The organism is Pseudomonas sp. B7(2017), from assembly GCF_002112745.1.
GTDB classification, from domain to species: Bacteria; Pseudomonadota; Gammaproteobacteria; order Pseudomonadales; family Pseudomonadaceae; genus Aquipseudomonas; species Aquipseudomonas ekonensis.
Window position 1 is genome coordinate 237336 of record NZ_NEIP01000008.1, and the last position, 26709, is coordinate 264044.

The window sequence follows — 26709 nt, forward strand, 5'->3', positions numbered from 1 at the left end:
CCATGCACACCATTTCCGGGGTTGCGGTGCGCGCGGTCACGGCCGCGCTACCCGAACGCAGCGTGGGGCTGGACGGCTTCGCCGAGCTGTTCGGCGCCAAGGAAGTCGCCCGCATCGCGAAAAGCACGGGCATCGAGTCGGTCAGGGAGACCCAGACCCTGCACACGTCCGATCTGGTGATCGCCGCGTGCCGCCACCTGCTCGATCAAGGGCTGTGCGCCGCCGACGACATCGACGGGCTGATCGTGGTGACCCAGACGCCGGATTCCTGGGCGCCGGGGGTCGGCTACATCGTCCAGCAGGCGCTGGGCCTGCCGCAGCATTGCCTGGTCATCAACGTGACCGCCGGCTGTTCCGGCTATGTCAGCGCGCTGGTGCAAGCGGGGGCGCTGATCTCGGCCGGGGCCTGCAAAAGGATCCTGCTGTGCACGGGCGATGTGACCACGCGGATTCTCGACGAGCGTGACCGGCACGTGAAAATGCTGTTCGGCGACGCGGCGTCCGCCACGTTGCTGGAGGCGGGTGACAGTTCGTTCGAGTTCGTCTGCGGCACCGACGGCAGCGGCCGCGAGGCCCTGGCCTCCGACATCGCCTACACCCGGGACGCGGACAGCCAGGCCTGCGCAAGCATCCGCTGCCTGCAGATGGACGGCACGGCGGTGATGAACTTCGCGCTCGCCCGGGTGCCGCAGACCGTCAAGGCGCTGCTGGACGACACGGGGCTGAGCCCCGAGTCGCTCGACCTGCTGGTGCTGCACCAGGCGAACGGCTTCATGCTCAATTACCTGCGCCGGATGATCGGCGTCGCCCCGGAGAAAATGCCGGTGGACATCGACGGCGTCGGCAACACCAGCTCCACGTCCATCCCGATCGTCCTGTCGCGGCATGCCGCCGTCGGCACGCCGCAGGCGCAGCACGTCGTGCTGTGCGGCTTCGGCGCCGGGCTGTCGTGGGGCGCGATGAAGGTCGACCTTCGCCAGACCCGTGCCGTGGCGCCGTGCTTCGTGCCGGAAAAGGCTGAACCGGCGGACGCAGAGGTGCGTGCGCAAGCCTAAGCTGTCTGTGCGGCGTGGCGGTGCCCTGGGTTTTCAGGGGCACCGTCACGTCCGCTCGTTTGCCCCTCAAGGGAGATTTCATGAACCCGACCTTCTGGACGGCACTGGGCATCATCCCGAGCCGGGCCGTTGCGCCCTGGATTTCGCCTTCGCCGTTTCTGCCGACGTTCCAATTCTATGAATGCCATGAGTCGGGCACGATCCTGGCGTCACCGGAGCGCATCATCGACGCGGTCTGCGCCTTCGACATGCGCGAGGACTGCGTCGTCAACGCACTGCTGTCGCTGCGCGAGCTGCCGGCGAAACTGCTGAGGATGCTGGGCAACCGGCGCACGCAGCCGGCCGGCGCGCCGTTCGGCTTTGATTCGTTCACGCCGCTGCAACGCACTCCGGACGAAGTGTCCATGGGCCTGGCGGGGCGTTTCTGGCGCCCGGACCTGAACGTGAACCGCGTCCCGGATGCGCAGGCGTTCACGGCGCTGGACGACCCGCGCATCGCCCGGCTGGTGCTGCGTTTCCAGGTCATCGAGCAAGGGCAAGGCGCGCGCACGCTGCGCACCGAGACCTTCGTGCATTGCCCCAACACCCGCACCCGCCTGCTGTTCACGCCTTATTGGCTGGCGATCCGTCTGGCCAGCGGCTGGATACGCCGACGCAACCTGGCCGCCATCGAGCGGCAGCTGTCGACGGCGGGCCGGTAGGGTGTCCGCTGCTGTAATGATTTGCATCAATTGGTAACATTCATAGCCTCCGCGAATCAATCCAGCCCGAGTCCCGCCATGGCCATCAACTTCGACCTCAACGACCTGCAAGCCTTTCGCGCCGTGGTCGAGCAGGGCAGTTTCCGCAAGGCCGCCGACACCGTGCGCCTGTCGCAGCCGGCCCTGAGCCGGCGGATCGAAAAGCTCGAAGACGCCCTCGGCGTGAAGCTGTTCGAACGCACCACGCGCAAGGTCAGCCTGACCCAGGCCGGGCGCGGTTTCATGCCCAGCGTCGAGCGCCTGCTGGACGACCTGGACGTGGCGCTGCTGGGCATCAGCGAAGTGGCCTCGACCCGCCTGGGCCACGTCACCGTGGCGTGCGTGCCGTCGGCGGCGTACTACTTCATGCCCCGGGTGGTGGCCCGCTATCACCGGCAGTTCCCGAGGATCAAGGTCAAGGTGCTCGACTCCAGCGCCCACGACGTGCTCAGCGCGGTGGTCAATGGCGAGGCGGACTTCGGGCTGAGTTTCATGGGCACCCAGGAGGCGGGGGTGGATTTCGAGCCGTTGGTGCAGGAAAGCTACGTGGTGGCCTGCCGCCGCGACCATCCGTTGGCCGGGCGCAGCAGCGTGACCTGGGACGAGTTCTACCGCCAGGACTACATCTCGCTGGACAAGACCTCGGGCAACCGGTTTCTGTTGGACCAGGCGTTGACCCACGTGGTGCCGCAGCGCCCGAGCATCTGCGAAACGCGGCACGTGACGACCATGATCGGTCTGGTGGAGGCGGGGCTGGGGGTGGCGGCGGTGCCGTTGATGGCGATGCCGGCGGCGGACCATCCGATCCTGACGCGGATCCCGCTGACCGAGCCGCAGGTGATGCGCAGCGTCGGCATCATCAAGCGCCGGGGTCGCACCCTGACCCCGGCGGCGTTGGAGCTGGAACGGCTGGTGGTGGAGATGAAGGTGCAGCCGGTCAGCGCTTGACCGAGTCCAGCCCGGTGGCCTGCACGTCGGCCTGGGCGGCCGGTGCGGCGAGGTAGGCGAGCAGCGCCTTGGCTTCCTGCGGGTGCTGCGCGCCCACCGGGATGCCGGCGGCGAAACGGGTCACCGACTGCACCGCTTCCGGGATCTTCGCCACGAAACTCACCCCCGGCACCGGCAGCAGTTCGCTGACCTGCTGGAAGCCCAACTGGTAATCGCCGCTGGCGACCACCGAGCCCACCGGGATTTTCGGGATCATCTTGGCCTTGGGCTTCAACTGATCTTCGATGCCCAGTTTCTTGAACAGCTGCTGCTCGATGTACACGCCGCTGGCGCTGTCGGAGTAGGCCACCGAGTGCGCGTCCAGCAGGGTTTTCTTCAGGCCTTCGACGCTGCCGATGTCCGGCTCCGGCGCGCCTTCGCGCACCACCAGGCCGATCCGCGAGTCTGCCAGTTCCACCCGCGAGGCGGGGTCGACCTTGCCTTGCTTGATCAGGTCGTCGAGGGCGTAGCCGACCATGATCACCACGTCGGCCTGCTCGCCACGGGCGAGTCGGTTGGGGATCGCTTCCGGCGCCTTGCCCATCGACGGGCCGAGGACCGTGTCGAGGGTGTTGCCGCTGCTGGCGGCGAACTTCGGGCCGAGGATCTTGTAGGCCGCGGTGAAGCCGCCGGAGGTCATCACCCGCAGCTCTTCGGCCTGGGCCCACGCGCTGATGGCGAACAGGGCGAGGGCGGTGAGGCTGATCAATTTTTTCATGGCAGGCTCCTTACGCCGCGACCGGTTGCAGACGGCCGCCGGCACGGCGGTACAGGTACAGCGTCGCGCACAGCGCGCACAGTGCGCCGACGCTCATCCAGTAACCGGGTGCGGCCTTGTCGCCGGTGTATTCGATCAGGAACGTCGACATCGCCGGGGTGAAGCCGCCGAACACCGCCGTCGCCAGGCTGTAGGCCAGCGAGAAGCCCGCCACCCGTACTTCCACCGGCATGATTTCGGTGAGCGCCGGGATCATCGCGCCGTTGTACAGGCCGTAGATGAACGACAGCCACAGCAGCGCCAGCAGCATGTGGCTGAAGCTCGGTGCCTGCACCAGGAACGACAGCGCCGGGTAGGTGGTGGCCAGGGCCAGCAACGCCATGGCGATCAGCACCGGACGCCGGCCGATGCGGTCCGACAGCGCGCCGCCGACCGGCAGCCAGCAGAAGTTCGACACACCCACCAGCAAGGTCACCAGCAGCGCGTCGGAGGTGCTCAGGTGCAGCACGGTCTTGCCGAAGGTCGGCGCGTACACGGTGATCAGGTAGAACGCGGTGGTGGTCAGGGCCACCATCAGCATGCCGCCCAGCACCACGGTCCAGTTGCGACCCAGGGTGCGGAACACTTCGCCCATGTTCGGGCGGTGCTTGCGTGCGGCGAACTCTTCGGTCTCCGCCAGGTTGCGCCGCAGCAGGAAGATGAACGGCACGATCATGCAGCCGACGAAGAACGGAATCCGCCAGCCCCAGTCGGCGATCGCCTGCGGCGCCATCCATTGGTTCAGCGCATAGCCCAGCGCCGCCGCGACGACGATCGCCACCTGCTGGCTGGCCGACTGCCAGGCGGTGAAGAAGCCGCGGTTGCCCGGTGTGGCGATCTCCGCCAGGTACACCGACACGCCGCCCAGCTCCGCACCGGCGGAGAAGCCCTGCAGCAGGCGCCCGATCAGCACCAGCGCCGGGGCGAACAGGCCGATGGTCTCGTAGCCGGGCACCAGCACGATCAGGATCGTGCCGCTGGCCATGATCGACAGGGTGACGATCAGGCCTTTGCGCCGGCCCACGTCGTCGATGTACGCACCGAGCACGATGGCCCCCAGCGGACGCATCAGAAAGCCTGCGCCGAACACCGCGAAGGTCATCATCAGGGAGGCGAACTCACTGCTCGCCGGAAAGAACACCGCCGCGATCTGCGTGGCGTAGAAGCCGAACAGGAAGAAGTCGAACTGTTCGAGGAAGTTGCCCGAGGTGACCCGGAAAATGGCGCCGGCCCGCGAGCCGCCGTGTGGGATTGAGGCTGTCATAGAAAAGTACTCCACCGCTTTTATGACGTGCGCGACGGGAGGGCGGCGCACGGTTTTTATTGGGGCGGATAGTGGCGCAGCAGGATCGATCTGTTAATTGCATTGTTGGCATGGATTGATGCGCTGTGCGGATCAATGTCGGGTCCTGCGCGAGCCCTCGCTGGCGATGACGTCAGAGAAGGCACCGAAGGGCAGGCGCGAGTCGATCAGCTCAGGACATAGTCCACCGGCGTGAGCGCCGGCGGCAGTTGCGCGGCGCCGAGTTCCGAGAGGATGTCGCGCTCGATGTTGCGTACCAGCGCATCGGTCGGCAGGTCGTTCTCGTCGCGGCCGAAGGGGTCTTCCAGTTCGTCGGCGATGGCGTCCAGGCCGAAGAAGGTGTAGCTGACGATGGCGGTGAACAACGGCGTCAGCCAGCCCAGCGGCTCGGCCATGGCGAACGGCAGCAGGATGCAGAACAGGTAGATCGTGCGGTGCAGCAGCAAGGTGTAGGGGAAGGGCAGCGGCGTGTTCTTGATCCGCTCGCACACCGCCTGCGCCTGGGTGAGGCTGGTCAGGTGGTTGGCCAGCAGCATGTAGCGCCACTCGCTCAGCGCACCGCTTTGATGCAGGTCCGAGCATTGCTGGCCGATCTGCTGCAGGATCCGCCCGCTGTAGTCCGGCACCTGCGCATCGGGTTTGGGCGTGACCCAATCGGCGCTGGCCGCCGCTTCGTCTTCCCGGCGCAGCCGCGCATTGAGCGCATGGGCGAAGCCGCAGAGGTTGCGCAGCAGCGAGCGGCGCTCGGCGGACTCGCGGATGACGTGGGTCTCGCGGATCACCGAGCGGACGTGCACGATCACCTCGCCCCAGGCCTTGCGCGCCTCGTACCAGCGGTCGTAGCAGGCGTTGTTGCGAAAGTTCATGAAGATCGACAGCGACAGCCCGAGCAAGGTGAACGGCGTGGCGTTGACCTTGGTGAAGTTGCTCGGGTGCAGGATTTCCACCAGCACGATGGCCGACGCCAGCAGCGTGACCATCAGTGCGCGCATCGCGATGCGTTTGGCGATCGACCCCTTGAGGGTGAAGAGGATGGCGAACTGGTTGACCTTGGGTCGGATGATCATGCACGTCTGCCTTGAAGGGGTGGCGGGTCAGCCGCCGGTCATGTTCATGAAGCGCACGACCTGGACGTCGTCGTTCACTTCGAAATTATGGCGGTAGGGCTTGAGCTTCATCGCCTCGATGATCGCCTTCTCCAGCCGTTCCGGTTGCCCCGGGTGGGCCCGCAGCACCGCTTTCAGGTCCACCGAATGTTCGTTGCCCAGGCACAGCAGCAGGCGGCCTTCCACCGTCATCCGTACCCGGTTGCAGGTGCCGCAGAAGTTGTGGCTGTGGGGCGAGATGAACCCCAGCCGGATCTGCGGCGCCTCGGCCAGGCGCCAGTAGCGCGACGGGCCCTGGGTGGACTCGGCCGAATCGATCAGGGTGTAGCGTTCGGCGATCCGCTCGCGCACCTGGCTGCTGGAGAAGAACGACTCGGCGCGGCTGTGTTCGCTGATGGCGCCCAGGGGCATTTCCTCGATGAAGGAAATGTCCAGCTCCCGGTCGATGGCGAAACGCACCAGATCGTTGATCTCATGGTCGTTGCGGCCCTGCATCACCACGCAGTTGAGTTTAGTGCGGGTGAATCCGGCCTTGCGCGCGGCATCGATGCCATTGATCACCTGGGCCAGGTCGCCGGTGCGGGTCAGCTGCTTGAAACGGTCCGCGTCGAGGCTGTCGAGGCTGACGTTCAGGCGCTTGACCCCGGCGTCGAACAGCGGCGCGGCGAGCTTGCCCAGCTGCGAGCCGTTGGTGGTCAGGCACAGCTCGCGCAGGCCGGGCAGGGCGGCGATCTGCTCGCACAGCTTGACCGCGCCGGGGCGGATCAAAGGTTCGCCGCCGGTGAGGCGGATCTTGCGGGTGCCCAGCTTCACGAAGCTTTGCGCCACCTGAAAGATCTCTTCCAGGGTCAGCACCCGTTGGCGCGGCAGGAACTGCATGTCCTCGGCCATGCAATACACGCAGCGGAAGTCGCAGCGGTCGGTGACCGACAGACGCAGGTAGTCGACGCGGCGGTTGAAACCATCGATCAAGACGCGCTCTGACATGACAGCCTCGCTTGGGTGACGCCGCGGAAAACGGCGGGAGTCGGCGCAGGTTATGGGCAACTTTTAAACACGTCCAATCACTCTTAATGAACGACTGATTGATGCTGTCGATGATGAACTTTTTTTGCCGTCCTGATGTTTCGTTAGTTCTGCAAATGCCTATGAATAAAGGGTTTTTCGTCGTGATAGATGGTTTCGATAAGGTGGTCGTTAATAGCGATTAGACAATGTTTTGCCCTCGTTCCTATCCTTGGCCCGGCAAATGAAACGACGGCGTTTTAGTTCAAAGACAGTCGTCGCCGTTCAACCGAGATCAGGTTCTAGCCTGTGTGCACCGTCATGGAGAAGTCCCATGTCACAAGTCGACCGCTACAAACCCTACAAGGGCGCCGCTGCAGGATGGGGGGCGGTGATCAGCCTCACCAAGAACTGGCTGGGCAGTGAAAACGCCCTGAAGAACATCCGCGCCATGCTCAAGACCAACCAGAACGGCGGCTTCGACTGCCCGGGCTGCGCGTGGGGCGAGGCGCCCGGCGCCGGCCTGCTGAAGTTCTGCGAGAACGGCGCCAAGGCCGTGAACTGGGAAGCCACCGGGCGCCTGGTGGACCCGGCGTTCTTCAACAAGTACACGGTCTCGACCCTGGCCGAGCAGAGCGACTACTGGCTCGAATACCAGGGCCGGCTGACCCACCCGATGCGCTACGACGCACGGATCGACCGCTACGTGGAAACCACCTGGGAGGAAGCCTTCGCCCTGATCGCCCGCCACCTCAAGGGCCTGAAGTCGCCCAATGAGGCCGAGTTCTACACCTCGGGCCGGGCCAGCAACGAGGCGGCGTTCCTGTACCAACTGTTCGTCCGCGCCTACGGCACCAACAACTTCCCGGACTGCTCGAACATGTGCCACGAGGCCAGTGCCGTGAGCATGATCGAAAGCCTGGGCGTGGGCAAAGGCACGGTGGTGTATGAGGACCTGCACCACGCCGACGCGATTTTCGTGATCGGCCAGAACCCCGGCACCAACCACCCGCGCATGCTCGAACCGCTGCGCGAAGCGGTCAAGCGCGGTGCCCAGGTGGTGTGCTTCAACCCGCTCAAGGAGCGTGGCCTGGAACGTTTCCAGAACCCGCAGAACCCCATCGAAATGCTCAGCAACGGTTGGGAAGCGACCAACACCGCGTACTTCCGTCCGGCCCTGGGCGGCGACATGGCGGTGTTCCGCGGCATGGTCAAGTTTCTCCTGCAATGGGAGCGCGAAGCCCTGGCCACCGGCGGCGAGCCGGTGTTCGACCGCGCCTTCATCGCCAACCACACCTCGGGCCTCGACAGTTACCTGGCCCAGGTCGACGCCACCTCCTGGGAACACATCGTCGAGCAGTCCGGCCTGACCCTGGCCGACATCGAACTGGCCGCGCGCATGTACGCCCGGGCCAAGAGCGTGATCATGTGCTGGGCCATGGGCCTGACCCAGCACGTGCATTCGGTGCCGACCCTGCAGGAGGTCATCAACCTGCAACTGCTGCGCGGCAACGTCGGCCGTCCGGGCGCCGGGCTGTCGCCGGTGCGCGGGCACAGCAACGTGCAGGGCGACCGCACCATGGGCATCAACGAACTGGCGCCCAAGGATCTGATGGATGCCCTGGAGAAACGCTTCAAGTTCAAGGTGCCGCGCCTGCACGGGCACAACACCGTCATGGCCATCGGCGCCATGGAACGGGGCGAAGCCAAGGTCTTCATCGGCCTGGGCGGCAACTTCGCCCAAGCCACCCCGGACACCCCGCGCACCCACGCGGCGATGCGCAACTGCGACCTGACCGTGCACATCTCCACCAAGCTCAACCGCAGCCATCTGGTGACCGGCCGCGACGCGCTGATCCTGCCGTGCCTGGGCCGCACCGACATCGACGTCCAGGCCGAAGGCCCCCAAGGCGTGACCGTGGAGGACACCTTCAGCATGGTGCACCTGTCGTTCGGCCAGCTCAAACCCAAGTCGCCGCACCTGAAATCGGAACCGGCGATCATCGCCGGCATCGCCGCCGCGACCCTGGGCAAGCACCCCATCGACTGGGAATGGGCGGTGGGCGACTACGGGCGCATCCGCGACCTGATCGCCGACGTGATTCCGGGCTTCGAGCGGTTCAACGAAAAACTGCTGACCCCCGGCGGCTTCCATCTGGGCAACGATGCCTCCGACCGGGTCTGGAACACCGCCAGCGGCAAGGCCCAGTTCACTCCGTGCGTGCTGCCCGAGCACCTGATCAGCGAAGGCGTGCGCAACCTGCCGGTCAAGCCGCACCTGATCCTGCAGACCATGCGCTCCCACGATCAGTACAACACCACCCTGTACGGGCTCGACGACCGCTACCGCGGGGTGTACGGCATGCGCGACGTGGTGTTCGCCAACGAACAGGACATCCGCCGGCTCGGGTTCGAACCGGGGCAGAAGGTCGACCTGGTGGCGCTGTGGGACGACGAGCGCGAGCGGCGGGTCAGCGGTTTCACCCTGATCGCCTACGACATCCCCGCAGGGCAGGCCGCCGCTTACTACCCGGAGACCAACCCGTTGGTGCCGCTGGAAAGCTACGGCGACCGCACCTACACGCCGACCTCCAAGTTCGTGGCGATCCGCCTTGAGGCGGCCGAGGCGAGCAACCTGATTCCGTCGTCGGTGGCGTAACCGCCCGAAGCGATCCGACCCTTTCGCAATTCGACTGGCTGCAGGCGTTCGCGCCTGGCGGTGGCCCGGCCGTGTGCCGCCGCTTTTCAGCCTTGATGAGGACATCATCATGTTCAACCTGGAGGCACTGGACCTGGCGCGGATTCAATTCGCGTTCACGGTTTCGTTCCACATCATTTTCCCGGCGATCACCATCGGCCTGGCGAGCTTCCTGGCGGTGCTCGAAGGCCTGTGGCTCAAGACCGGCAACGACACCTACCGCGACCTGTACCATTTCTGGTCGAAGATCTTCGCCGTCAACTTCGGCATGGGCGTGGTGTCCGGCCTGGTCATGGCGTACCAGTTCGGCACCAACTGGAGCGGCTTCTCGGACTTCGCCGGGAGCGTCACCGGGCCGTTGCTCACCTATGAGGTGCTCACGGCGTTCTTCCTTGAGGCCGGGTTCCTCGGCGTGATGCTGTTCGGCTGGAACCGCGTGGGCCGGGGGCTGCACTTCTTCGCCACGGTGATGGTCGCCATCGGCACGCTGATCTCGACCTTCTGGATCCTCGCGTCCAACAGCTGGATGCAGACCCCGCAGGGCTTCTCGGTGGTGGACGGGCGGGTGATGCCGCTGGACTGGCTGGCCATCGTGTTCAACCCGTCGTTCCCCTTCCGCCTGGCGCACATGGCCATCGCCGCGTTCGTCGCCACGGCGTTCTTCGTCGGTGCGTCGGCGGCCTGGCACCTGCTGCGGGGCAACGACACCCGGCAAGTGCGCAAGATGTTTTCCATGGCGCTGTGGATGGCGCTGATCGTCGCGCCGATCCAGGCGGTGGTCGGTGACGCCCATGGCCTGAACACCCTGGAGCACCAGCCGGCGAAGATCGCCGCCATCGAGGGCCACTGGGAAAACCACGGCAACGAGCCGACCCCGCTGGTGCTGTTCGGCATCCCGGACATGCAGGCGGAGAAGACCCAATACGCGCTGGAGATCCCGTACCTCGGCAGCCTGATCCTGACCCACAGCCTCGACAAGCAGATCCCGGCGCTCAAGAGCTTCCCCAAGGAAGACCGGCCGAACTCGACCGTCATCTTCTGGAGCTTCCGGGTCATGGCCGGGCTGGGCATGTTGATGATCCTGGTCGGCGTGCTCGGCTTTGCGCTGCGGCGCAAGGGCGCGGTCTACCGCCACCGCGGCTTCCAGCGCCTGGTGCTGCTGATGGGGCCGAGCGGTCTGGTCGCGCTGCTGGCCGGCTGGATCACCACCGAAGTCGGGCGTCAGCCGTGGGTGGTGTACGGCCTGCTGCGCACCCATGACGCGGCGTCGCACCACTCGGTGGCGCAGATGAGCACGTCGCTGGCGCTGTTCGTGGTCATCTACTTCTCGGTGTTTACCGTGGGCATCGGCTACATGATGAAACTGGTCGCCAAGGGCCCGCAGCCGCACCACGACCACGATCCTGAGGACGACAGCCAGCAGGCACCGCGCCGGCCGCTTTCGGCCGCCAACGTCCACCTCGAATCCGCCAGCCGGATCCACTGAATAAGGAGCGTTGAGACATGGGTATTCAAGGCATCGACCTGTCATTGATCTGGGGCGTGATCATCGCTTTCGGGGTGATGATGTACGTGATCATGGACGGCTTCGATCTGGGCCTCGGGATCCTGTTCCCGATGATCCCGGACGGGCAGGAGCGCGACGTGATGATGAACACCGTCGCGCCGGTGTGGGACGGCAACGAAACCTGGCTGGTGCTGGGCGGGGCGGCGTTGTACGGCGCGTTCCCGCTGGCCTACGGGGTGATCCTGGAGGCGCTGTACCTGCCGCTGGTGTTCATGCTGGCGGGGCTGATCTTCCGGGGCGTGGCGTTCGAATTCCGCTTCAAGGCGCCGGCCGAGAAGCGGCATCTGTGGGACTTGGCGTTCATCGGCGGTTCGCTGCTGGCGACGTTCTCCCAGGGCGTGGTGATCGGCGCCTACGTGGCCGGGATCCCGGTGGTGGACCGTCAGTTCGCCGGCGGCAGCCTCGACTGGCTGGCACCGTTCCCGCTCGCCTGCGGCGTCGGCCTGGTGGTGGCGTATGCGCTGCTGGGCAGCACGTGGTTGCTGGTCAAGACCGAAGGCATGCTCGAATCGCGGATGCGCCACTACAGCCGTCCGCTGGCGTGGCTGCTGCTGGCGATGGTGGTGGTGATCGGCGTGTGGACGCTCAAGCTGCATCCGGAGCTGGCGGGGCGCTGGTTCACCCATGCGCACCTGACGGTGTTCGCGGGGCTGGTGGTGTTGGCGCTGCTGGCGCTGTTCGGCCTGCTGCGCTCGCTGCGCCGGCGTCACACCCATTGGCCGTTCGTGTTCACCCTGGTGCTGATGTTCCTGGGCTACATCGGCCTTGCGCTGAGCATCTGGCCGAACATCATCCCGCCGTCGGTCAGCCTGTGGGCGGCGGCGTCACCGGCCACCAGCCAACTGTTCGCCCTGATCGGCGCGCTGTTCATCCTGCCGGTGATCCTGATGTACACCTTCTGGAGCTACTACGTGTTCCGCGGCAAAGTGAGGATCGGCGATGGCTACCATTGAGCGACGTGACGTGAAACCGCAGCGCTGGCATCGGCGCCTGGGCTGGCTGTTGCTGATCTGGCTGGGCAGCGTCGCCTCGCTGGCGGTGGTGGCCAGCGTGCTGAAGCTGTTGATGTATGCGGCGGGGATGAGGACCCACTGACCCTGCAGAAAAGACCGGAGCCTGGCTCCGGTTTTTTAATGCGCCCAGGAAACCTGTGGGAGCCAGCCTGCCGGCGATGACGGTGGGTCAGGCGTAGGAGATGTCGTCAGTGCCGGCCTCATCGCCAGCAGGCTGGCTCCCACCGTTTTATTGCGGTGAGCACAGCATCTGCTAGCACCACCATTCCCTGTGGGAGCCAGCCTGCTGGCGATGGCGTCACTCGGCGCCGAACAGGGCGGTCCAGTAGATGCCCGCGTCGCTCTTCGGGTCCACCGCGTAGGCGGCGCCGAGTTCGCGGTACTGCGGGTTCATCAGGTTGGCGCAATGGCCGGGGCTGGCGAGCCAGCCGGCCACCACTTTCTGCACGGTGTCTTGGCCGGCGGCGATGTTCTCGCCGACCTGCTGGCCGCCGTAGCCCGCCAGTTCGGCGCGGTCGCCCGGCGTGCGGCCGTCGCGGTCCTTGTGGTCGAAGTAGTTTTTGTTGGCCATGTCGCGGCTGTGGTCCTGGGCGACGGTGCCGAGCACCGCATTCCACGCCAGCGGCCCGGCGGCGGAGAACGCTTGGCCGCCGCACTGGCGCGGCTGGGCTCGGGCGGCGTTGAGTTGCTCCAGCAGTTTCTGGCCTTCGCTTGGCCCGTCGCCGAGGCGGGCGGACAGCAACGGCCGGGCCAGGGTGATGCGCCAGTCGCGGTCGCTGCGGCTGACGCCGACATCGACGAACTGCGGATCCAGCACCACCTGGCAGAAACTCTCCTGGATCGCCTTCATCGCCGCCGCCGCATCCCTCGGCCCGTTGAGGCTGATCGCCTGCACGTTGACCATCGGGTAGCTGGCGCGGGCCATGGCCTGCTGCAGGTCGACGACGCCGCTGGCCGGCAGGATCAGGCGCGGGTCGGCCGACAGCGGCGGCAGTTCGCTGGACGCCTGGGTGCCGCAGCGCTGTGGCTGGCTGCGGTAGCTGTTGATCGACTCGACCAGTTGCGACTCGTCGGTGGCCATGGCCGAGGCGGCGAACGCCAGGCCCACGGACAACGCGGCAAGGCGCAGAGCGGATGGCATGAAGCGCATGGAAATCTCCCTTGGGCTGAGTGCGCACATCATGCGCGAAAGGGCCCCGGTGGGTGCAATGCCTTTTTCTTCGCGGCGGCGATTTTTCCGCGCCCCATGGCCTCGGATTTTGCCGTCTACACTCTGCGAGAGCCCCGCAATCCGGGTGTCTCAGCCGCACAACACATTGCCCGGACCGGGCGCTGCCGGAAGTGTCGATCATGGGATTCAAAGGCGTGGTTGTCTGTCTTGCGTTGACCTTGTCGTGCGGCCCGGCGTTGGCCGCCGAACAAGCCCCGATCCAGGAAAAGGCCGAAGCCAAGGCCCAGGTGCTGGAGGAAAAGGCCGCCGACCAGGTCAGCGCCGCACCGGCGCCCAAGTCGCAAGCCATCACCCCGACCGAAGTGCAGGCGGTCGATCCGGCGGGCGCGGCACCGTTGGACGATCCCATTACGTGCCTGGCGCGCAGCATCTATTGGGAAGCCAAGGGCAAGGACACCGCCGACATGGAAGGCGTGGCCAGCGTGGTGATGAACCGGCTCGGCCACGACGGGTTTCCCGGCACGGTCTGCGAGGTGGTCAAGCAGGGGTCGGAGACTAAGAGCTGCCAGTTCTCGTGGTGGTGCGACGGCAGGCCGGACCAGGTCAAGGAAGATGCCGAGTACGCGCTGGCCAAGGAGATCGCCGCCAAGGCCCTCAACCGCCAACTGACGGATCGCACCCACGGCGCGTTGTATTTCCATGACCGCAACGTTCACCCGAGCTGGGCGAACGAGTACCGCAAGACCGCCGAGACGGCGAAATTCCTCTTCTACAAACCCGCCGGCGGCGACGCCCGTTAGGCGCAGACCTGGCGCACGCAGTCGCGCAGCCAGCGGTGGGCGGGATCGGCGTCCATCCGCGGGTGCCAGAGCATCGAGACGGTCAGCGGCGGCAACGTCACCGGCAGGCTGAAACTGTGCAGGCCTGCGCGCAGGGAGCCGGTGTGGCGCTCCGGCACCGTGGCGATCAGGTCCGAGTCGCGCACCAGCGCCAGGGCGGCGGAAAAGCCGCCGACCAGCGTGACGATCTCCCGCGCCAGCCCTTGGGCGTGCAGCGCATCGTCCACCAGGCCGGTCTCGCGCCCGTGCCGCGACACATGGACGTGCGCGCCGGCGGCGAAACGCTTGGCGCTGACCTTGCCCGACGCCAACGGATGGCCCGCCCGCACGACACCGACCCAACGGTCCTCGAACAGGATGCGGCTGTGCAGGGTGTCGTCGGTGCGCGTGCCGACCACCCCGGTCTCCAGGTCGACCCGTCCTTCGCGCAGGGGGGCGCTGTCCTGGTCGGCTTTCTGCAGAAAGCGCAGGCGCACGCCGGGCGCCTGCGCCGCGATGAGGGCGAGCAGGGCGGCGGCGAAAGTCTCGACGAAACCGTCGCTGCTGCGCAGGGTGAAGGTGCGTTGCAGTTGGCCGAGATCCAGCGCCTGGACGGGGCGCAGCACCGCTTCGGCTTCCTGCACCAGGCGGCCGACCTGTTCGCGCAGGGCCACGGCCCGAGGCGTCGGCACCAGGCCGCGCCCTGCGCGCACCAGCAACGGATCGCCCGTGGTGTCGCGCAGACGGGCGAGGGCGCGGCTCATGGCCGACGGGCTCAGGCGCAGCCGCTCGGCGGCGCGGGCGACGCTGCCTTCGCTGAGCAGCACGTCGAGGGTGATCAGCAGGTTCAGGTCCGGTGCATTCATGACATGGCGTTTCGTGCAGGTATGGAGTGCAAAGCATGCGTCTTCCGCCTTGTCTCGTCCAGACATAGGCTGCGCCCATGACCTTCGCGAAGAGCGCCTGCCATGTCCCCACTGCCTTTACACCGTTCCTCCCGCTGGGCCCTGACCGGCCTGTCCCTGTCCATGCTGATGCCGTCCCTGGACACCAGCATCGCCAATGCCGGCCTGCCGACGCTGGCGGCCGCCTTCGGCGCCGCGTTCGCGCAGGTGCAGTGGGTCGTCCTCGCTTATTTGCTGGCGATCACCACGTTGATCGTCAGCGCAGGTCGCCTCGGTGACCTGATCGGGCGGCGTCGCCTGATGCTGATCGGCATCGGCCTGTTCACCGCCGCGTCGTTGTGTTGCGCGCTGGCGCCCGGATTGGGGTGGCTGATCGCGGCGCGGGCGGTGCAGGGGCTCGGCGCGGCGGTGATGCTGGCACTGACGGCGGCACTGGTGGGCGATGCGGTGCCCAAGGCGCAGACCGGCCGGGCGATGGGGCTGCTGGGCACGATGTCGGCCATCGGCACTTCGTTGGGGCCGTCGTTGGGCGGGCTGCTGATCGCGCAGACGGGGTGGCCGTCGATCTTCCTGATCAACGTGCCGTTGGGACTGCTCAACGGCTGGCTGGTGTGGCGTCACCTGCCGGCGGATCGGGGGGTGGAGAAGCGGGTGCGGTTCGACCACGCCGGGACGTTGGCGCTGGCGCTGACCCTGGCGGCGTATGCGTTGGCGATGACCGTCACGGGAACGCCGGGCGCCACGGTGGCGCTGTTGTCGATCAGCCTGCTGGGCCTGGGCCTGTTTGTCGCGGTCGAGCGGCGTGCGGCGGCGCCTTTGATGCGCATGGCGCTGTTTGCCGATCCGCGGCGCGTCGCCGGTCTGGCGATGACGGCGTTGGTGGCGACGGTGATGATGACGACGCTGGTGGTGGGGCCGTTCTACCTGAGCCGAGGGTTGGGGCTGGGCAGCCTGGCGGTGGGCCTGGCGCTGTCGGTCGGGCCGTTGGTGGCGGCGCTCGGCGGCGTGCCGGCGGGATGGCTGGTGGATCGCTTCGGGACGCGGCGCATGGTGGCGGGCGGATTGGCGGCCATGGCCGGCGGCTGTGTGTTGCTGGCGGTGTTGCCGGCGGGCCTTGGGTTGCCGGGGTATCTGCTGCCGATCGCGTGGGTCACCGCCGGGTATGCGCTGTTTCAGGCGGCCAACAGCAGTGCCCTGATGGCGGACGTCGGCCAGGACCTGCGCGGGGTAATGTCGGCGATGCTGGGGCTGGCCCGCAACCTGGGGCTGATCACCGGGGCGGCGGCGATGGGAACCGTGTTCGCCCGGGTCGCCGGCGATCCGGCACAGGCACCGGCCGCCATGATTGCCGCAGGCTTGCACCTGACCTTTGGCGTCGCCGCGACGCTGATGGTCATCGCCCTCACCGTCAACGGCACGGCCCGCAACCTGTCGGCGTTGGTGGGGCAGCGGTAGCGGAGTGTCAGGTGATGGGGATGGCGGCAGTGCCGGCCTCATCGCTGGCAAGCCAGCTCCCACAGGTTTTGTGGTGTACCTGGATCCTGCAAACACCCAGGGTCCCCTGTGGGAGCCAGCCTGCTGGCGATGGCGGTGGGTCAGGCGACGGGGATGTCGGCTGGGCTGGCCTCATCGCTGGCAAGTCGAGTCGTCGCACCGCAGCTCCCACAGGGCCCAAGGTGAATACTGAACCCGCGCACACCACAAAAACCTGTGGGAGCCGGCTTGCCGGCGATGGCGGTGGGACAGGCGATGGGGATGTCGGCGGGTTCAGGGGTGTTCTCGGGACGGCGCTTGGCGGGCGGGGAAGAAGAGTTCGAAGCAGGTCTCGCCGTCGGCGCTGCTGGCGCTGTAGCGGCCTTGATGCAGTTGCATGATGGTGGCGACGATGGACAGGCCCAGGCCGTTGGACTGGGCCGAGCGCTGGCGGGACTGGTCGACGCGGTAGAAGCGTTCGAACAGCCGCGGCAGGTGTTCGGCCGGGATGGTCGGGCCGTGGTTGCGTACCCGCAGGCGGCTGCCGTCCGGTCCGGCGGCGGCTTCGACCCGCACCGTCGAATCCGCGGCGCCGTACTTGATCGCGTTGGCGCACAGGTTGGCCAGGGCCCGGCGCAGCAGCATCGGTTCGGCCCAGATCACACCGCTGCCGCGGGCCTCGATGCAGATGCCCGCGTCCGCCGCCAGGCCTTCGAAGTAGTCGGCGATGCGCTGCATCTCGTCGGCGGCGTCCAGCTCCTGGCGCTGGCTCATGGCGCTGGCCGGATCGGTGCGGGCCAGGAACAGCATGTTGTCGAGCATCCGCGCCAGCCGTTCCAGTTCCTCGACGTTGGAGGCGAGCAGTTGCTGGTAGGCCTCGACGCTGCGGTTCTGCTGCAGCGCGACCTGGGTTTCGCCCAGCAGGTTGTTGATCGGCGTGCGCAGTTCGTGGGCCATGTCGGTGGACACCTGGCTCAGTTGCGCAAAACCCTTGGCGAGCCGGTCCAGCATGGCGTTGAACGCATCGATCATCGGCTTCAGCTCCCGGGGCGTGCCGTGGCTGTCGAGGCGCTCGCCCAGGTTGCCGACGCCGATGCCGTGGGCATGCCGCGCCAGCCGGCGCAACGGCAGCAGGCCACGGTACACCAGCAGGCAGCCGATCAGCGCCAGCACCGCCGCCGCCAGCGTCGCCAGGCCGTAGACGCTGAGCCGGTAGGTGGCGAGCATCGCCGTGCGTTCGGTCATCAGGCGGCCGGTGAGCACTTGCAGGTTGCCCAGTTCGCCGGAGTCGATGGTCGCCGCCACCGCCGAAAACGGCACGCCGTTGATGCTCGGCAGATGCTTCACGTCGCTCAGCGCCATCGGGTGGCCGATGGGCACGGCGGGCACGCTGGGGGTGGCGAGGTTGCCGGGGTTGACCACCAGCAGCGGCGGCTGCCCCGGCGCGCCGATGGTGAGCAGGGCCTCGCGGTTGCCGAGCATGTTCTGGAACAGCGCCGGCTTGTTCTTGATCAGCTCCAGGGTGTTGCTGTCGTTGAGGAAGGTGCGCAGCTGATCGACCCGGCTGGCCAGCTGGATGTCGTCGCGGCGGATCAGCTGTTCTTCGAGTTCGTTGTACAGCGCCGCCCCCAGGCCCGCCAGCGACGCGAAGGCGAGCAGGGCGAAGACCAGCGCCAGGCGCAGGGTCAGCGAATAGGTGCCGTTGGTTTTCATGGCTGAATATCGAAGCGGTAGCCGATGCCGCGCACGCTGTGGATCAGCTTGAGCGCGAACGGATCGTCGAGCTTGGCCCGCAGGCGACGCACCGCGACATCGACCACGTTGGTGTCGCTGTCGAAGTTCATGTCCCATACCCGCGAGGCGATCAGCGAACGCGACAGCACTTGGCCGGTGTGGGTGGCGAACAGTTGCAGCAAGGCGAACTCCTTGTTGGTCAGGACGATCCGTGTGCCGGCGCGGGTGACCCGGCGCTTGAGCACATCGATCTGCAGGTCGGCCACCTGCAGCTGTTCCTCTTCATGGATCGGCCCGCGCCGGGTCAGGGTGCGCAGGCGCGCCACCAGCTCGGCGAAGGAGAACGGCTTGATCAGGTAATCGTCGGCGCCCAACTCCAGGCCCTTGACCCGGTCGGCGATGTCGTCGCGGGCGGTGAGGAACAGCACCGGCGTGTCGGCTTCCTTGCGCAGCCGGCGCAGGACTTCCCAGCCGTCCATCTGCGGCATCATCACATCCAGCACGATCACGTCGAAGCCGTGCTCCAGCGCCAGGTGCAGGCCGTCGGCGCCGTTGCGCGCCAGGCTCACGCTGTAGCCCAGTTCCTGCAAGCCGTTGAGCAGGTAGTTGCCGGCCTTGGGTTCGTCTTCGACGACGAGGATGTTCATGGGCGTTTGGCCTCAATGGTCATTGGTGCAGCCGCTGCCTTGCACCTGATAGTCCAGCACATGTTCGCGGCCCTGGTGGTCGAGGTAGTTGAGCCGCGCCGGAATCACGCCGCAGGCCTGGGAAATATCGGTGCTGGACAGGACTTTGTCGATATCCAGATGAACGAAGAAGCCGCTTTGGTCGTGGATCACGGTCGGTTCCGGCGCAGGCGCGGCGAACGCGGAACCGGTGGCGAGGAGGGCGGCGAAGGCGAGGATCAGGGTTTTCATGATGGGGTCGCTCGGTGCGTGAAGTGGGTCGGCACAGGTGCCGGGACAACTTCAGGCTACCGGGCGATCCGCTCGGCAAACCGACAGCTTGATTACAAAGCTGTAATGAAACGATGGTCGAGACGGTCGGCGTGAGCGACGGTCTTGGCCGGTTCTGCGGTGCCTTCACTGGCGCCATCGCGAGCAGGCTGGCTCCCACAGAGGACCGTGCAGGGCTCCAATGATGCAGGGATCAGTTGCCGGCGGAGCTGATGATCCCGGCGACCTGCTGCGGCTGGCAGTTGAGGTACGGCGAGGACTTGAGCCAGTGCTGGTCGGGGTACCAGGAGAACATGAACTGGCCGTCCTTCAGGCTGTCGATCACTCGCTTGGCCACCTGCGGGCGCACCGCCGGGCAGCCCTGGCTGCGGCCGATGCGGCCCTGGCGCTGGCTCCACAACGGGTTCACGTAGTCGGCGGCGTGGATCACGATGGCGCGGTCGCGGGCCATGTCGTTGAAGCCCGGTTCCAGGCCGTCCATGCGCAGCGAATAGCCGTGGGTGCCTTCGTAGCTTTCCTGGGTGCGGAACAGCCCGAGGCTGGACTGGTAGCTGCCCTCGCGGTTGGAGAACTGGGTGGCGTAGTTTTCCCCGGAGTTGGAGCCGTGGGCGACCAGGTCGCGCAGCACCAGTTTCCGGCGGGCGAGGTCGAAGATCCACAGGCGGCGGGCCGTGGACGGCTGCGAGTAGTCGATGATCGCCAGGTGGCGCGATTGCCGGGCGCCGCTGTTGACCGCGCACTGCATGGCGTTCAGGGCACCTTTCAGCGCCTGGGGATTGAGTTCCGGTGCGGCGTGCGCGAGGCTGTTGTAGAGGGATGGCCGGGCAGTGCCGGCGGCAATGGCTGGGCTGGTCATCGAGGCGGCGATCAAGGCCGGGACGATGGCAGTCAGCAGAAGTCGGCGAAACGTCGTCAACATTTACAGAGAGTCCTCACTTGCTGCTTGTCTGGCTAGGCTCCTGACGTCCAGTCGTCCCCCGCAAGCCCGGGAATCGGGCCTGACTGTTCACCGCACCTGATGTAAGGTTGACCGTCATTCAGGACGGCCATGGATTGGAGTAAAGCAGTTGTTCAAAAAACATGCATGCTACTTGAGCATTTGTTTGCTCGCTGCGCCGTTTGTCGCTTGTGCCGGTGAGCCGTTGCCGGGGCTGCCGACGTTGCCGGCGGACGTGACGGTCGATGCGCCGGTGGCCGCGCCGGCGCCGGTGCAGAGCCCGTTGCAGGCGTCGCTGGTCAGCCTGCCCCAGGCCTGTCCGGCCGTGGCGGCCCGGCTCGACGCCCCCGCGCTCCAGCAGTTGCAGGCGTTCTATCAGCAGCAGGACTGGCTGCCCGTGTGGGCAGACCGCGAGCGGCTCACGACATTGCATGCGCAACTGCAACTGCTGGCCGATGACGGCCTCAATCCCCAACGCTATCCGGTGGCGGGCAGCGTACCCCAGGACGGCGACCTGTGCGCCGACATCGACATCAGCCGCCACTACCTGCAAGCCCTGCAGGACCTGCATTACGGCCGCCTGCTGCAATCGCACTTCGAACCTCTGTGGCATGCCGACGACACGCCCCGCGACCGGCAGGCCGAACTGCTGGACATCGCCGTGCCGGGCATGCACGACATCGCGGCGGCGTTCGACCGCGCCCGTCCGCGCCTGGCGCAGTACCGGGACCTGCGTCACCTCTACGCCGCCCAGCGCCAGCAAGCCTTGCCGCATTGGGGGCCCGTGAGCAACGGGCCGCTGCTGCGCCCGGACATGGCGGACAAGCGCGTGCCGGAACTCGCTCAGCGCCTGTACAGCGAAGGCTACCTGCACAGCGCGGCCGGCACGCCGGGCAACGCCTACGACGGCGTGCTGGTGGAGGCGGTGAAGAGCTTCCAGGCCAACCATTCGCTGCAGGCCGACGGCGTGGTCGGCCCCGGCACCATCGCCGAACTCAACATCAGCCCGCTGACCCGCCGTGACCAGTTGCGGGTCAACCTCGAACGCTTCCGCTGGCTGGCCCAGGACATGGAGCCGGACGGCCTGCTGGTCAACGTCGCCGCCGCCGAACTGACCCTGTACCAGGGCGGCCTGCCGGTGTGGCAGACCCGCACCCAGGTCGGCCGCGCCGAACGCCAGACCCCGCTGCTCAAGTCCCGGGTCACCCGGCTGACCCTGAACCCGACCTGGACCGTGCCGCCGACCATCTGGAAGGAAGACAAGCTGCCGGAGATCCGCAAGGACCAGACCTTCCTCAGCCGCCAGAACCTGCAAGTGCTCGACGCCAACGGCCAGCCGCTGGCCGCCGCCGACATCGACTGGGACAACCCCGGCAACATCCTCCTGCGCCAGGACGCCGGGCCGCGCAACCCGTTGGGGCAGATGGTCATCCGCTTCCCCAACCCGTTCTCGGTGTACCTGCACGACACGCCGAGCAAGGCGCTGTTCGACAAGGGGCCGCGGGCGTTCAGCTCCGGTTGCGTGCGGGTCGAGCATCCGATGAAGCTGCGCGACCTGCTGCTCAGCCCGGCGGAAAAGGCGCGCACCGATACCTTGCTGGCCACCGGCACCACCCACGAATTCCGCCTGGCCAACCCGGTGCCGATCCTGATGACCTACTGGACCGCCCAGGTCGACAGCCACGGGCGCGTGCTCTACGCGCCGGACATCTACAGCCGCGACAGCGCGCTGCTGGCGGGGCTGGACCGGGCGCACTGACCTCAGCGGGCGTGGCGCCGCCAGAACACCCTGGCCAGCCACGCATCCACGCTGAGCTTGCCGGCCCCGGCGAACACCAGCGGCAGCAGCGCCGCCAGGTAAATGGCCGGCAGCTTGAAGTTGCCGAAGCCCTTGTTGGTGATCGCGTAGCCTTGGGCCAGTTCGCTCAGCGACGACCAGTCCGCCGGCCAGTGCACGGCGGCGGTGGCGACCACGGTCACCACGATCAGCGAGACCGCCGAGAAGCGTGTGCCGAGGCCGATCAGGATCGCCAGCGCGCCGATCAGCTCGGCCCACATCGACAGTTCCCAGTTCAGGGTCGCCGGCAGATGGTCGAAGGGGAAGGGGAACCGATCCTGGATGTCTTCGAACCAGTTCTGGCCGTTGAACTTCTCCAGGCCCGATTCGAAGAATTCCCAGGCGATGAACAGCCGCAGCGTCAGCGGCGCGAGCCATTGGCCGGCGCGGTCGAGGTTCAGGTGCAGGCCTTTGACGGCGGAGGAAAGAGAGGGGGTCATGATCAAACGCTCCATGGTTTACAGGGGAAACGGGGCAACGGCGTGCCCCGTGCCGGGCGTCATTCGCCGGCGCCGCACTTGCCTTCGCCGCATTTGCCTTCCGACGACTTTTCCGTGGCGTCGGCCTTGGCCTGGCTGTAGCCGTGATCCAGTTGCTTGACGCTGAAGGCCTCGGAGGCCGAAGCGGCGTTGGACAGGGCCAGGCCCGAGGCGATCAGCAGGCCGAGGGCGAGGGACTTTTTCGAGAGCTGAGTCATGGTGGTTCTCCGACGTATCGAGTGGTTTGAAAGGCTTGACCGGCAGTGCCGGTCGACAGGTTCATTTGAACGCCGGGGTGTATCGGCGATGTGTCGCGCAGAGGCGAAAGTGTGGGCGCCGTGTGTCTGCGGCGAGGCGGTACACACTGCGATACAGACCTGGGTGTGCTTGACCGTGCGGGCCTCATCGCGGGCAAGCCCGCTCCCACAGGTTCCGAGTCGTTCACAGATGTTGGGTTCAACCCAAGCACCGTGGGAGCGGGCTTTTTCCGGGCGGCGATCCGACGATGAGGCCGGTACAGCCACCGCCGCACTGACCGGGACAGGGATTTGATCGGGCGCTGTGATCCGGCAGCGGTCCGCAGCGTCTAGCCACGGTGTCCCCGCGATCCCATGGGGCGAGACTTCGGAACCCGGCATGCAAGCGCTGTTGAACGAGATCCTTGACGCTGTCCGGCCCCTGATCGGGCAAGGCAAGGTGGCTGACTACATTCCCGCCCTCGGCACCGTGCCGGCCAATCAACTGGGCATCGCCGTGTACGGCAACGACGGCGAAATGTACTGCGCCGGCGACGCCGACACACCGTTCTCGGTGCAGAGCATCTCCAAGGTGTTCAGCCTGGTGCAGGCCATCGAGCATTCCGGCGAGGCGATCTGGGAACGCCTGGGCCACGAGCCCTCCGGCCAGCCGTTCAACTCGCTGGTGCAGTTGGAGTTCGAGCGCGGGCGGCCGCGCAACCCGTTCATCAACGCCGGGGCGCTGGTGATCTGCGACATCAACCAGTCGCGCTTCGCCGCGCCGGCGCTGTCGATGCGCGATTTCGTCCGGCGGCTGTCGGGCAACCCTCAGGTGATGGTGGACGGCAAGGTCGCCGAGTCCGAGTACCAGCACCGCGCCCGCAACGCAGCGATGGCGTACCTGATGCAGTCGTTCGGCAATTTCCACAACGACGTCGAGGCGGTGCTGCGCAGCTACTTCAGCCACTGCGCGCTGCGCATGAGCTGCATCGACCTGGCCCGCGCGTTCTGCTTCCTGGCCAACGACGGCTTCTGCAAGCACAGCGGCGAACAGATCCTGACCCGCCGCCAGACCCAGCAAGTCAACTCGATCATGGCCACCAGCGGCCTGTACGACGAGGCCGGCAACTTCGCCTACCGCGTCGGCCTGCCGGGCAAGAGCGGCGTGGGCGGCGGCATCGTCGCGGTGGTGCCGGGGCAGTTCACGGTGTGCGTGTGGTCGCCCGAGCTCAACACGGCGGGCAACTCGCTGGCAGGCATGGCGGCGCTGGAGATGCTCAGCGCGCGGATCGGCTGGTCGGTGTTCTGACCGGCACAGCCATTCGCCGAGTGTAGGAGCGAGCCTGCTCGCGATGGCGGTGGGCCAGGGACATAGGGGCCGGCTGACCTGACGCCATCGCGAGCAGGCTCGCTCCCACAGGGTTCTGTGGGTTGCCTTGGTGGCGGGCCTTCCTATACATTTTTTGCCCGCTCATTCCTATGGTGAATCCGCTTCATGTCTCTCGCGCTCGAACGTCTCGTCGCTGGCACGCCCATCCCTTTCGCCGGCAACCGCGTCACTGTGGTCAGCCCCGAACTGGCTGAGCGTTTCCGACCCGGTGACCACCTGCTCGTGGAGCAGGTCAGCGGTGAGCTGCTGCTGATTCCCGTGGCCGACCAGCAAGCGGCGGCGGTGGCGATCGAACGCGCCGCCGCTGCCTTCAGCGCATTGTCTTCGGTGTCGGACGAAGCCATCGGCCGCTTCTTCGACCTGTTCGCCCAACGCCTGGAGTCCGCCGAGTGCTGGGTCCTGATCGAAGCGGCCAACCTGGCCGACATCGAAAGGGCCAAGGCCCGCGGCCGTTCCACTACGCGCCTGCTGGCCGACGAGCGCATGCGCCGCGACATGATCGCCGGCCTGCGGGCCTGGCGCGATGCGCCGGCCACCCGTGGCCAAGTCATCAGCTGCGTCGAGCACGACGGCTGGAAAGTGGAGCAAGTGGTGTCGCCGCTGGGCATCGTCGCCTTCGTGTTCGAAGGCCGCCCGAACGTGTTCGCCGACGCGGCCGGCGTACTGCGCACCGGCAACACCGCCGTGCTGCGGATCGGCAGCGATGCGCTGGGCACCGCGCAAGCCATCGTCGCCCATGCGCTGAACCCGGCGCTGGCCGATGCCGGTCTGCCGGCCGGTGCGGTGTCGCTTGTGGAAAGCGTCAACCACGCCGCCGGCTGGGCGATGTTCGCCGACCGGCGCCTGTCGCTGGCGGTGGCCCGGGGTTCGGGCCGGGCGGTCAGCCAGTTGGGCAGCATCGCCCAGCAGGCCGGCACCGCCGTCAGCCTGCACGGCACCGGCGGCGCGTGGCTGATCGCCGACCGGGAGGCCGACGCCGAACGTTTCGCGGCGGTGGTGCGCAACTCGCTGGACCGCAAGGTCTGCAACACCCTCAACGTCTGCCTGATCCACCGCGAGCGCGCCGCCGAACTGGTGCCGCTGTTCCTCGATGCGCTGCGACAGGCCGGCGCCGCGCGCGGTCAGGCCTGCAAGCTGCACATCGTCGAGGGCAGTGAAGGATGCCTGCCGGATGAGTGGCGCAACGCGACGGTCGAGGTCTACCGCGCCGAAGGCTACAAAACCGAGGCCCAGGCTGAAGCGCTGCCCGAGGCGCAGCTGGGCCGCGAGTGGGAATGGGAAGAGACCCCGGAAACCAGCCTGATGATCGTCGACGGCCTGGACCAGGCGATTGCCTTGTTCAACCGCTACAGCCCGCAGTTCACCGTGTCGCTGATCAGTGAGAACGTCACCGAACAGCAGCGCTTCTACAGTGCGGTCAACGCGCCGTTCGTGGGCAACGGCATCACCCGCTGGGTCGATGGCCAATACGCGCTGAACAAGCCGGAACTGGGGCTTTCGAACTGGGAGAGCGGACGCCTGTTCGCCCGCAGCGCGATCCTGTCCGGCGACGGTGTGTTCACCGTGCGCAGCCGCATGACCCAGGTCGACCTGGGCGTCAAACGCTGAACGGCAAAAGGCCGCGCCCGTCGGGACGACGGGCGCGGCCTTTTCGTTTCACTTCGCGGTGGCGGCCGCTTCGATCAGGCTGGCCACGGTTTTCGGATTCGACACCATCACCACATGGGACGCGCCTTTGACCACCACGGTCTGCCGGGCGTGGGCCCGTTCGGCCATGAACGCCAGCGCCTGGGGCGGAATGTTCTTGTCCTTGTCGCCGTACACGAACCACGACGGGATCGACTTCCACGCCGGCTCGCCCGACGCCTCGTTCAGCGCCGCTTCGGTGATCGGGCGTTGGGTGGCGGCCATCAGTTTCGCGTCGGCGTTCGGCACGTCGGCGGCGAACTGGTCGTGGAACTTGTCCTGCTGGATGTACAGATCCTTGCCGCCGTCCTTCAAGGCCACGGGCGGGGCGAGGGTCGGGCCGAGGGTGCTGCCGGGGAAACGGCCGGCCAGCCCGGCCACGGTTTCGCCCGCCTCGGGGGCAAACGCGGCGACGTAGACCAGTGCCTTGACGTTGGCGTTGCCGTAGGCCGCCGCGCTGATCACAGGTCCCCCGTAGGAGTGGCCGACCAGCACCACCGGCGACTTGATCCCGGCCAGCACATCGGCCACCGATTGCGCGTCGCCCTTGACGGAGCGCAGCGGGTTGGCGGCGGCCACCACCGGATAGCCGTCCTTTTCCAGAATCTTCACCACGCCGTTCCAGCTGCTGGAGTCGGCGAAGGCGCCGTGCACCAGTACGACGGTGGGCTTGGCGTCGGCGGCCATGGCCGAGGCGGCGCCGGCCATGGCGGCGGTGAGGGCAAGTCCTGCAAACCACTTGTTCATCGTGTGTTCCTTGTGTCGGGAGGAGGGATACCGCGTTCAGGCCTATTGAAGGCGCTGGCTGTATCGGCGATGTGTCGGGCTCCCGCCGTGGATGCGTTGAACTGTGTCT

The 26709-nt window shown here is 66.9% G+C and carries 25 protein-coding genes; 12 read left to right on the forward strand and 13 right to left on the reverse strand.

Annotation, left to right across the window (positions count from 1 at the left end):
- Positions 1-2: 2 nt before the first annotated feature.
- The 3 genes from CAG29_RS17275 to CAG29_RS17285 all read left to right on the forward strand — a co-directional run bounded on the left by CAG29_RS17275 (position 3) and on the right by CAG29_RS17285 (position 2743).
- Complete coding sequence (locus tag CAG29_RS17275; protein ID WP_256576720.1) at positions 3-1055, forward strand: ketoacyl-ACP synthase III; 1053 nt, start codon at positions 3-5, stop codon at positions 1053-1055.
- Positions 1056-1135: 80 nt separating this feature from the next.
- Positions 1136-1756 carry a DUF2867 domain-containing protein gene (locus CAG29_RS17280; protein ID WP_085694862.1) on the forward strand — a complete coding sequence of 207 codons (621 nt, stop codon included), beginning with the start codon at positions 1136-1138 and terminating at the stop codon, positions 1754-1756.
- A 78-nt stretch (positions 1757-1834) separates the two neighbouring features.
- Positions 1835-2743: a LysR family transcriptional regulator gene (locus tag CAG29_RS17285; RefSeq protein WP_085579977.1), complete on the forward strand. Its 909-nt coding sequence runs from the start codon at positions 1835-1837 to the stop codon at positions 2741-2743.
- Here CAG29_RS17285 and CAG29_RS17290 read toward each other — a convergent pair.
- The 4 genes from CAG29_RS17290 to moaA form a co-directional block, all read right to left on the reverse strand.
- A complete protein-coding gene (locus CAG29_RS17290) occupies positions 2733-3500 on the reverse strand; it encodes a substrate-binding domain-containing protein (RefSeq protein ID WP_085694863.1) in 768 nt (255 codons plus the stop codon). The genes CAG29_RS17285 and CAG29_RS17290 overlap by 11 nt on opposite strands.
- Positions 3501-3510: 10 nt before the next feature.
- Positions 3511-4803, reverse strand: coding sequence for an MFS transporter (locus CAG29_RS17295; protein WP_085579981.1), 1293 nt, complete (start codon positions 4801-4803; stop codon positions 3511-3513).
- Positions 4804-5009: 206 nt separating this feature from the next.
- Complete coding sequence (locus tag CAG29_RS17300) at positions 5010-5909, reverse strand: bestrophin family protein (RefSeq protein ID WP_085579983.1); 900 nt, start codon at positions 5907-5909, stop codon at positions 5010-5012.
- Positions 5910-5936: 27 nt separating this feature from the next.
- On the reverse strand, positions 5937-6935 hold the full coding sequence (moaA, locus tag CAG29_RS17305) for a GTP 3',8-cyclase MoaA (protein ID WP_085579985.1): 999 nt from the start codon (positions 6933-6935) through the stop codon (positions 5937-5939).
- 352 nt (positions 6936-7287) lie between these two features.
- Between moaA and CAG29_RS17310 the strand changes: the two genes are divergently transcribed.
- The 4 genes from CAG29_RS17310 (at position 7288) to CAG29_RS17325 (ending at position 12313) form a co-directional block, all read left to right on the forward strand.
- Positions 7288-9612, forward strand: coding sequence for an FdhF/YdeP family oxidoreductase (locus CAG29_RS17310; RefSeq protein WP_085579987.1), 2325 nt, complete (start codon positions 7288-7290; stop codon positions 9610-9612).
- A gap of 109 nt (positions 9613-9721) precedes the next feature.
- A complete protein-coding gene (locus CAG29_RS17315) occupies positions 9722-11137 on the forward strand; it encodes a cytochrome ubiquinol oxidase subunit I (protein WP_085580109.1) in 1416 nt (471 codons plus the stop codon).
- A gap of 17 nt (positions 11138-11154) precedes the next feature.
- Entirely contained in the window at positions 11155-12171 is a 1017-nt protein-coding gene (gene cydB / locus CAG29_RS17320; protein WP_085579989.1) for a cytochrome d ubiquinol oxidase subunit II, read from the forward strand.
- On the forward strand, positions 12158-12313 hold the full coding sequence (locus CAG29_RS17325; protein WP_085579991.1) for a DUF2474 domain-containing protein: 156 nt from the start codon (positions 12158-12160) through the stop codon (positions 12311-12313). Before cydB ends, CAG29_RS17325 begins: the two co-directional genes overlap by 14 nt.
- A gap of 216 nt (positions 12314-12529) precedes the next feature.
- On the opposite strand, the gene CAG29_RS17330 is transcribed toward CAG29_RS17325, so the two are convergent.
- Positions 12530-13381: a CAP domain-containing protein gene (locus CAG29_RS17330; RefSeq protein WP_085579993.1), complete on the reverse strand. Its 852-nt coding sequence runs from the start codon at positions 13379-13381 to the stop codon at positions 12530-12532.
- A 200-nt stretch (positions 13382-13581) separates the two neighbouring features.
- Here CAG29_RS17330 and CAG29_RS17335 point away from each other — a divergent pair, with 200 nt between their 5' ends.
- Positions 13582-14202, forward strand: a complete 621-nt coding sequence (locus tag CAG29_RS17335; RefSeq protein ID WP_085579995.1) for a cell wall hydrolase — start codon at positions 13582-13584, stop codon at positions 14200-14202.
- Here the strand turns inward: CAG29_RS17335 and CAG29_RS17340 are convergent.
- Positions 14199-15086 (reverse strand): LysR family transcriptional regulator, encoded by an 888-nt coding sequence (locus CAG29_RS17340; protein WP_085579997.1) that lies wholly within the window; start codon positions 15084-15086, stop codon positions 14199-14201. The genes CAG29_RS17335 and CAG29_RS17340 overlap by 4 nt on opposite strands.
- Positions 15087-15188: 102 nt before the next feature.
- Here CAG29_RS17340 and CAG29_RS17345 point away from each other — a divergent pair, with 102 nt between their 5' ends.
- Positions 15189-16580: an MFS transporter gene (locus CAG29_RS17345; protein WP_085694864.1), complete on the forward strand. Its 1392-nt coding sequence runs from the start codon at positions 15189-15191 to the stop codon at positions 16578-16580.
- A 312-nt stretch (positions 16581-16892) separates the two neighbouring features.
- On the opposite strand, the gene CAG29_RS17350 is transcribed toward CAG29_RS17345, so the two are convergent.
- The 4 genes from CAG29_RS17350 to CAG29_RS17365 form a co-directional block, all read right to left on the reverse strand.
- Positions 16893-18311, reverse strand: a complete 1419-nt coding sequence (locus tag CAG29_RS17350; protein WP_085694865.1) for a heavy metal sensor histidine kinase — start codon at positions 18309-18311, stop codon at positions 16893-16895.
- Complete coding sequence (locus tag CAG29_RS17355) at positions 18308-18979, reverse strand: heavy metal response regulator transcription factor (RefSeq protein ID WP_085580001.1); 672 nt, start codon at positions 18977-18979, stop codon at positions 18308-18310. The genes CAG29_RS17350 and CAG29_RS17355 overlap by 4 nt, the downstream gene beginning before the upstream one ends.
- A 12-nt stretch (positions 18980-18991) precedes the next feature.
- A complete protein-coding gene (locus CAG29_RS17360) occupies positions 18992-19249 on the reverse strand; it encodes a DUF2790 domain-containing protein (protein WP_085580003.1) in 258 nt (85 codons plus the stop codon).
- Between the two features lie 232 nt (positions 19250-19481).
- Positions 19482-20207 carry a murein L,D-transpeptidase catalytic domain family protein gene (locus CAG29_RS17365; protein WP_085580005.1) on the reverse strand — a complete coding sequence of 242 codons (726 nt, stop codon included), beginning with the start codon at positions 20205-20207 and terminating at the stop codon, positions 19482-19484.
- Positions 20208-20355: 148 nt separating this feature from the next.
- Between CAG29_RS17365 and CAG29_RS17370 the strand changes: the two genes are divergently transcribed.
- Positions 20356-21984 carry a murein L,D-transpeptidase gene (locus tag CAG29_RS17370; protein WP_085633953.1) on the forward strand — a complete coding sequence of 543 codons (1629 nt, stop codon included), beginning with the start codon at positions 20356-20358 and terminating at the stop codon, positions 21982-21984.
- A 2-nt stretch (positions 21985-21986) separates the two neighbouring features.
- On the opposite strand, the gene CAG29_RS17375 is transcribed toward CAG29_RS17370, so the two are convergent.
- Positions 21987-22502, reverse strand: a complete 516-nt coding sequence (locus CAG29_RS17375; RefSeq protein WP_085580009.1) for a DoxX family protein — start codon at positions 22500-22502, stop codon at positions 21987-21989.
- 59 nt (positions 22503-22561) lie between these two features.
- On the reverse strand, positions 22562-22759 hold the full coding sequence (locus CAG29_RS17380; RefSeq protein ID WP_085580010.1) for a hypothetical protein: 198 nt from the start codon (positions 22757-22759) through the stop codon (positions 22562-22564).
- A gap of 418 nt (positions 22760-23177) precedes the next feature.
- Between CAG29_RS17380 and glsB the strand changes: the two genes are divergently transcribed.
- Together glsB and CAG29_RS17390 are read left to right on the forward strand one after the other, a co-directional pair.
- Positions 23178-24086, forward strand: coding sequence for a glutaminase B (glsB, locus tag CAG29_RS17385; protein WP_085580012.1), 909 nt, complete (start codon positions 23178-23180; stop codon positions 24084-24086).
- A gap of 186 nt (positions 24087-24272) precedes the next feature.
- Positions 24273-25775, forward strand: a complete 1503-nt coding sequence (locus CAG29_RS17390; protein ID WP_085694866.1) for an aldehyde dehydrogenase family protein — start codon at positions 24273-24275, stop codon at positions 25773-25775.
- A 48-nt stretch (positions 25776-25823) separates the two neighbouring features.
- Here CAG29_RS17390 and CAG29_RS17395 read toward each other — a convergent pair whose 3' ends face one another.
- Positions 25824-26600 (reverse strand): alpha/beta fold hydrolase, encoded by a 777-nt coding sequence (locus tag CAG29_RS17395; protein ID WP_085580016.1) that lies wholly within the window; start codon positions 26598-26600, stop codon positions 25824-25826.
- Between the last annotated feature and the right edge of the window lie 109 nt (positions 26601-26709).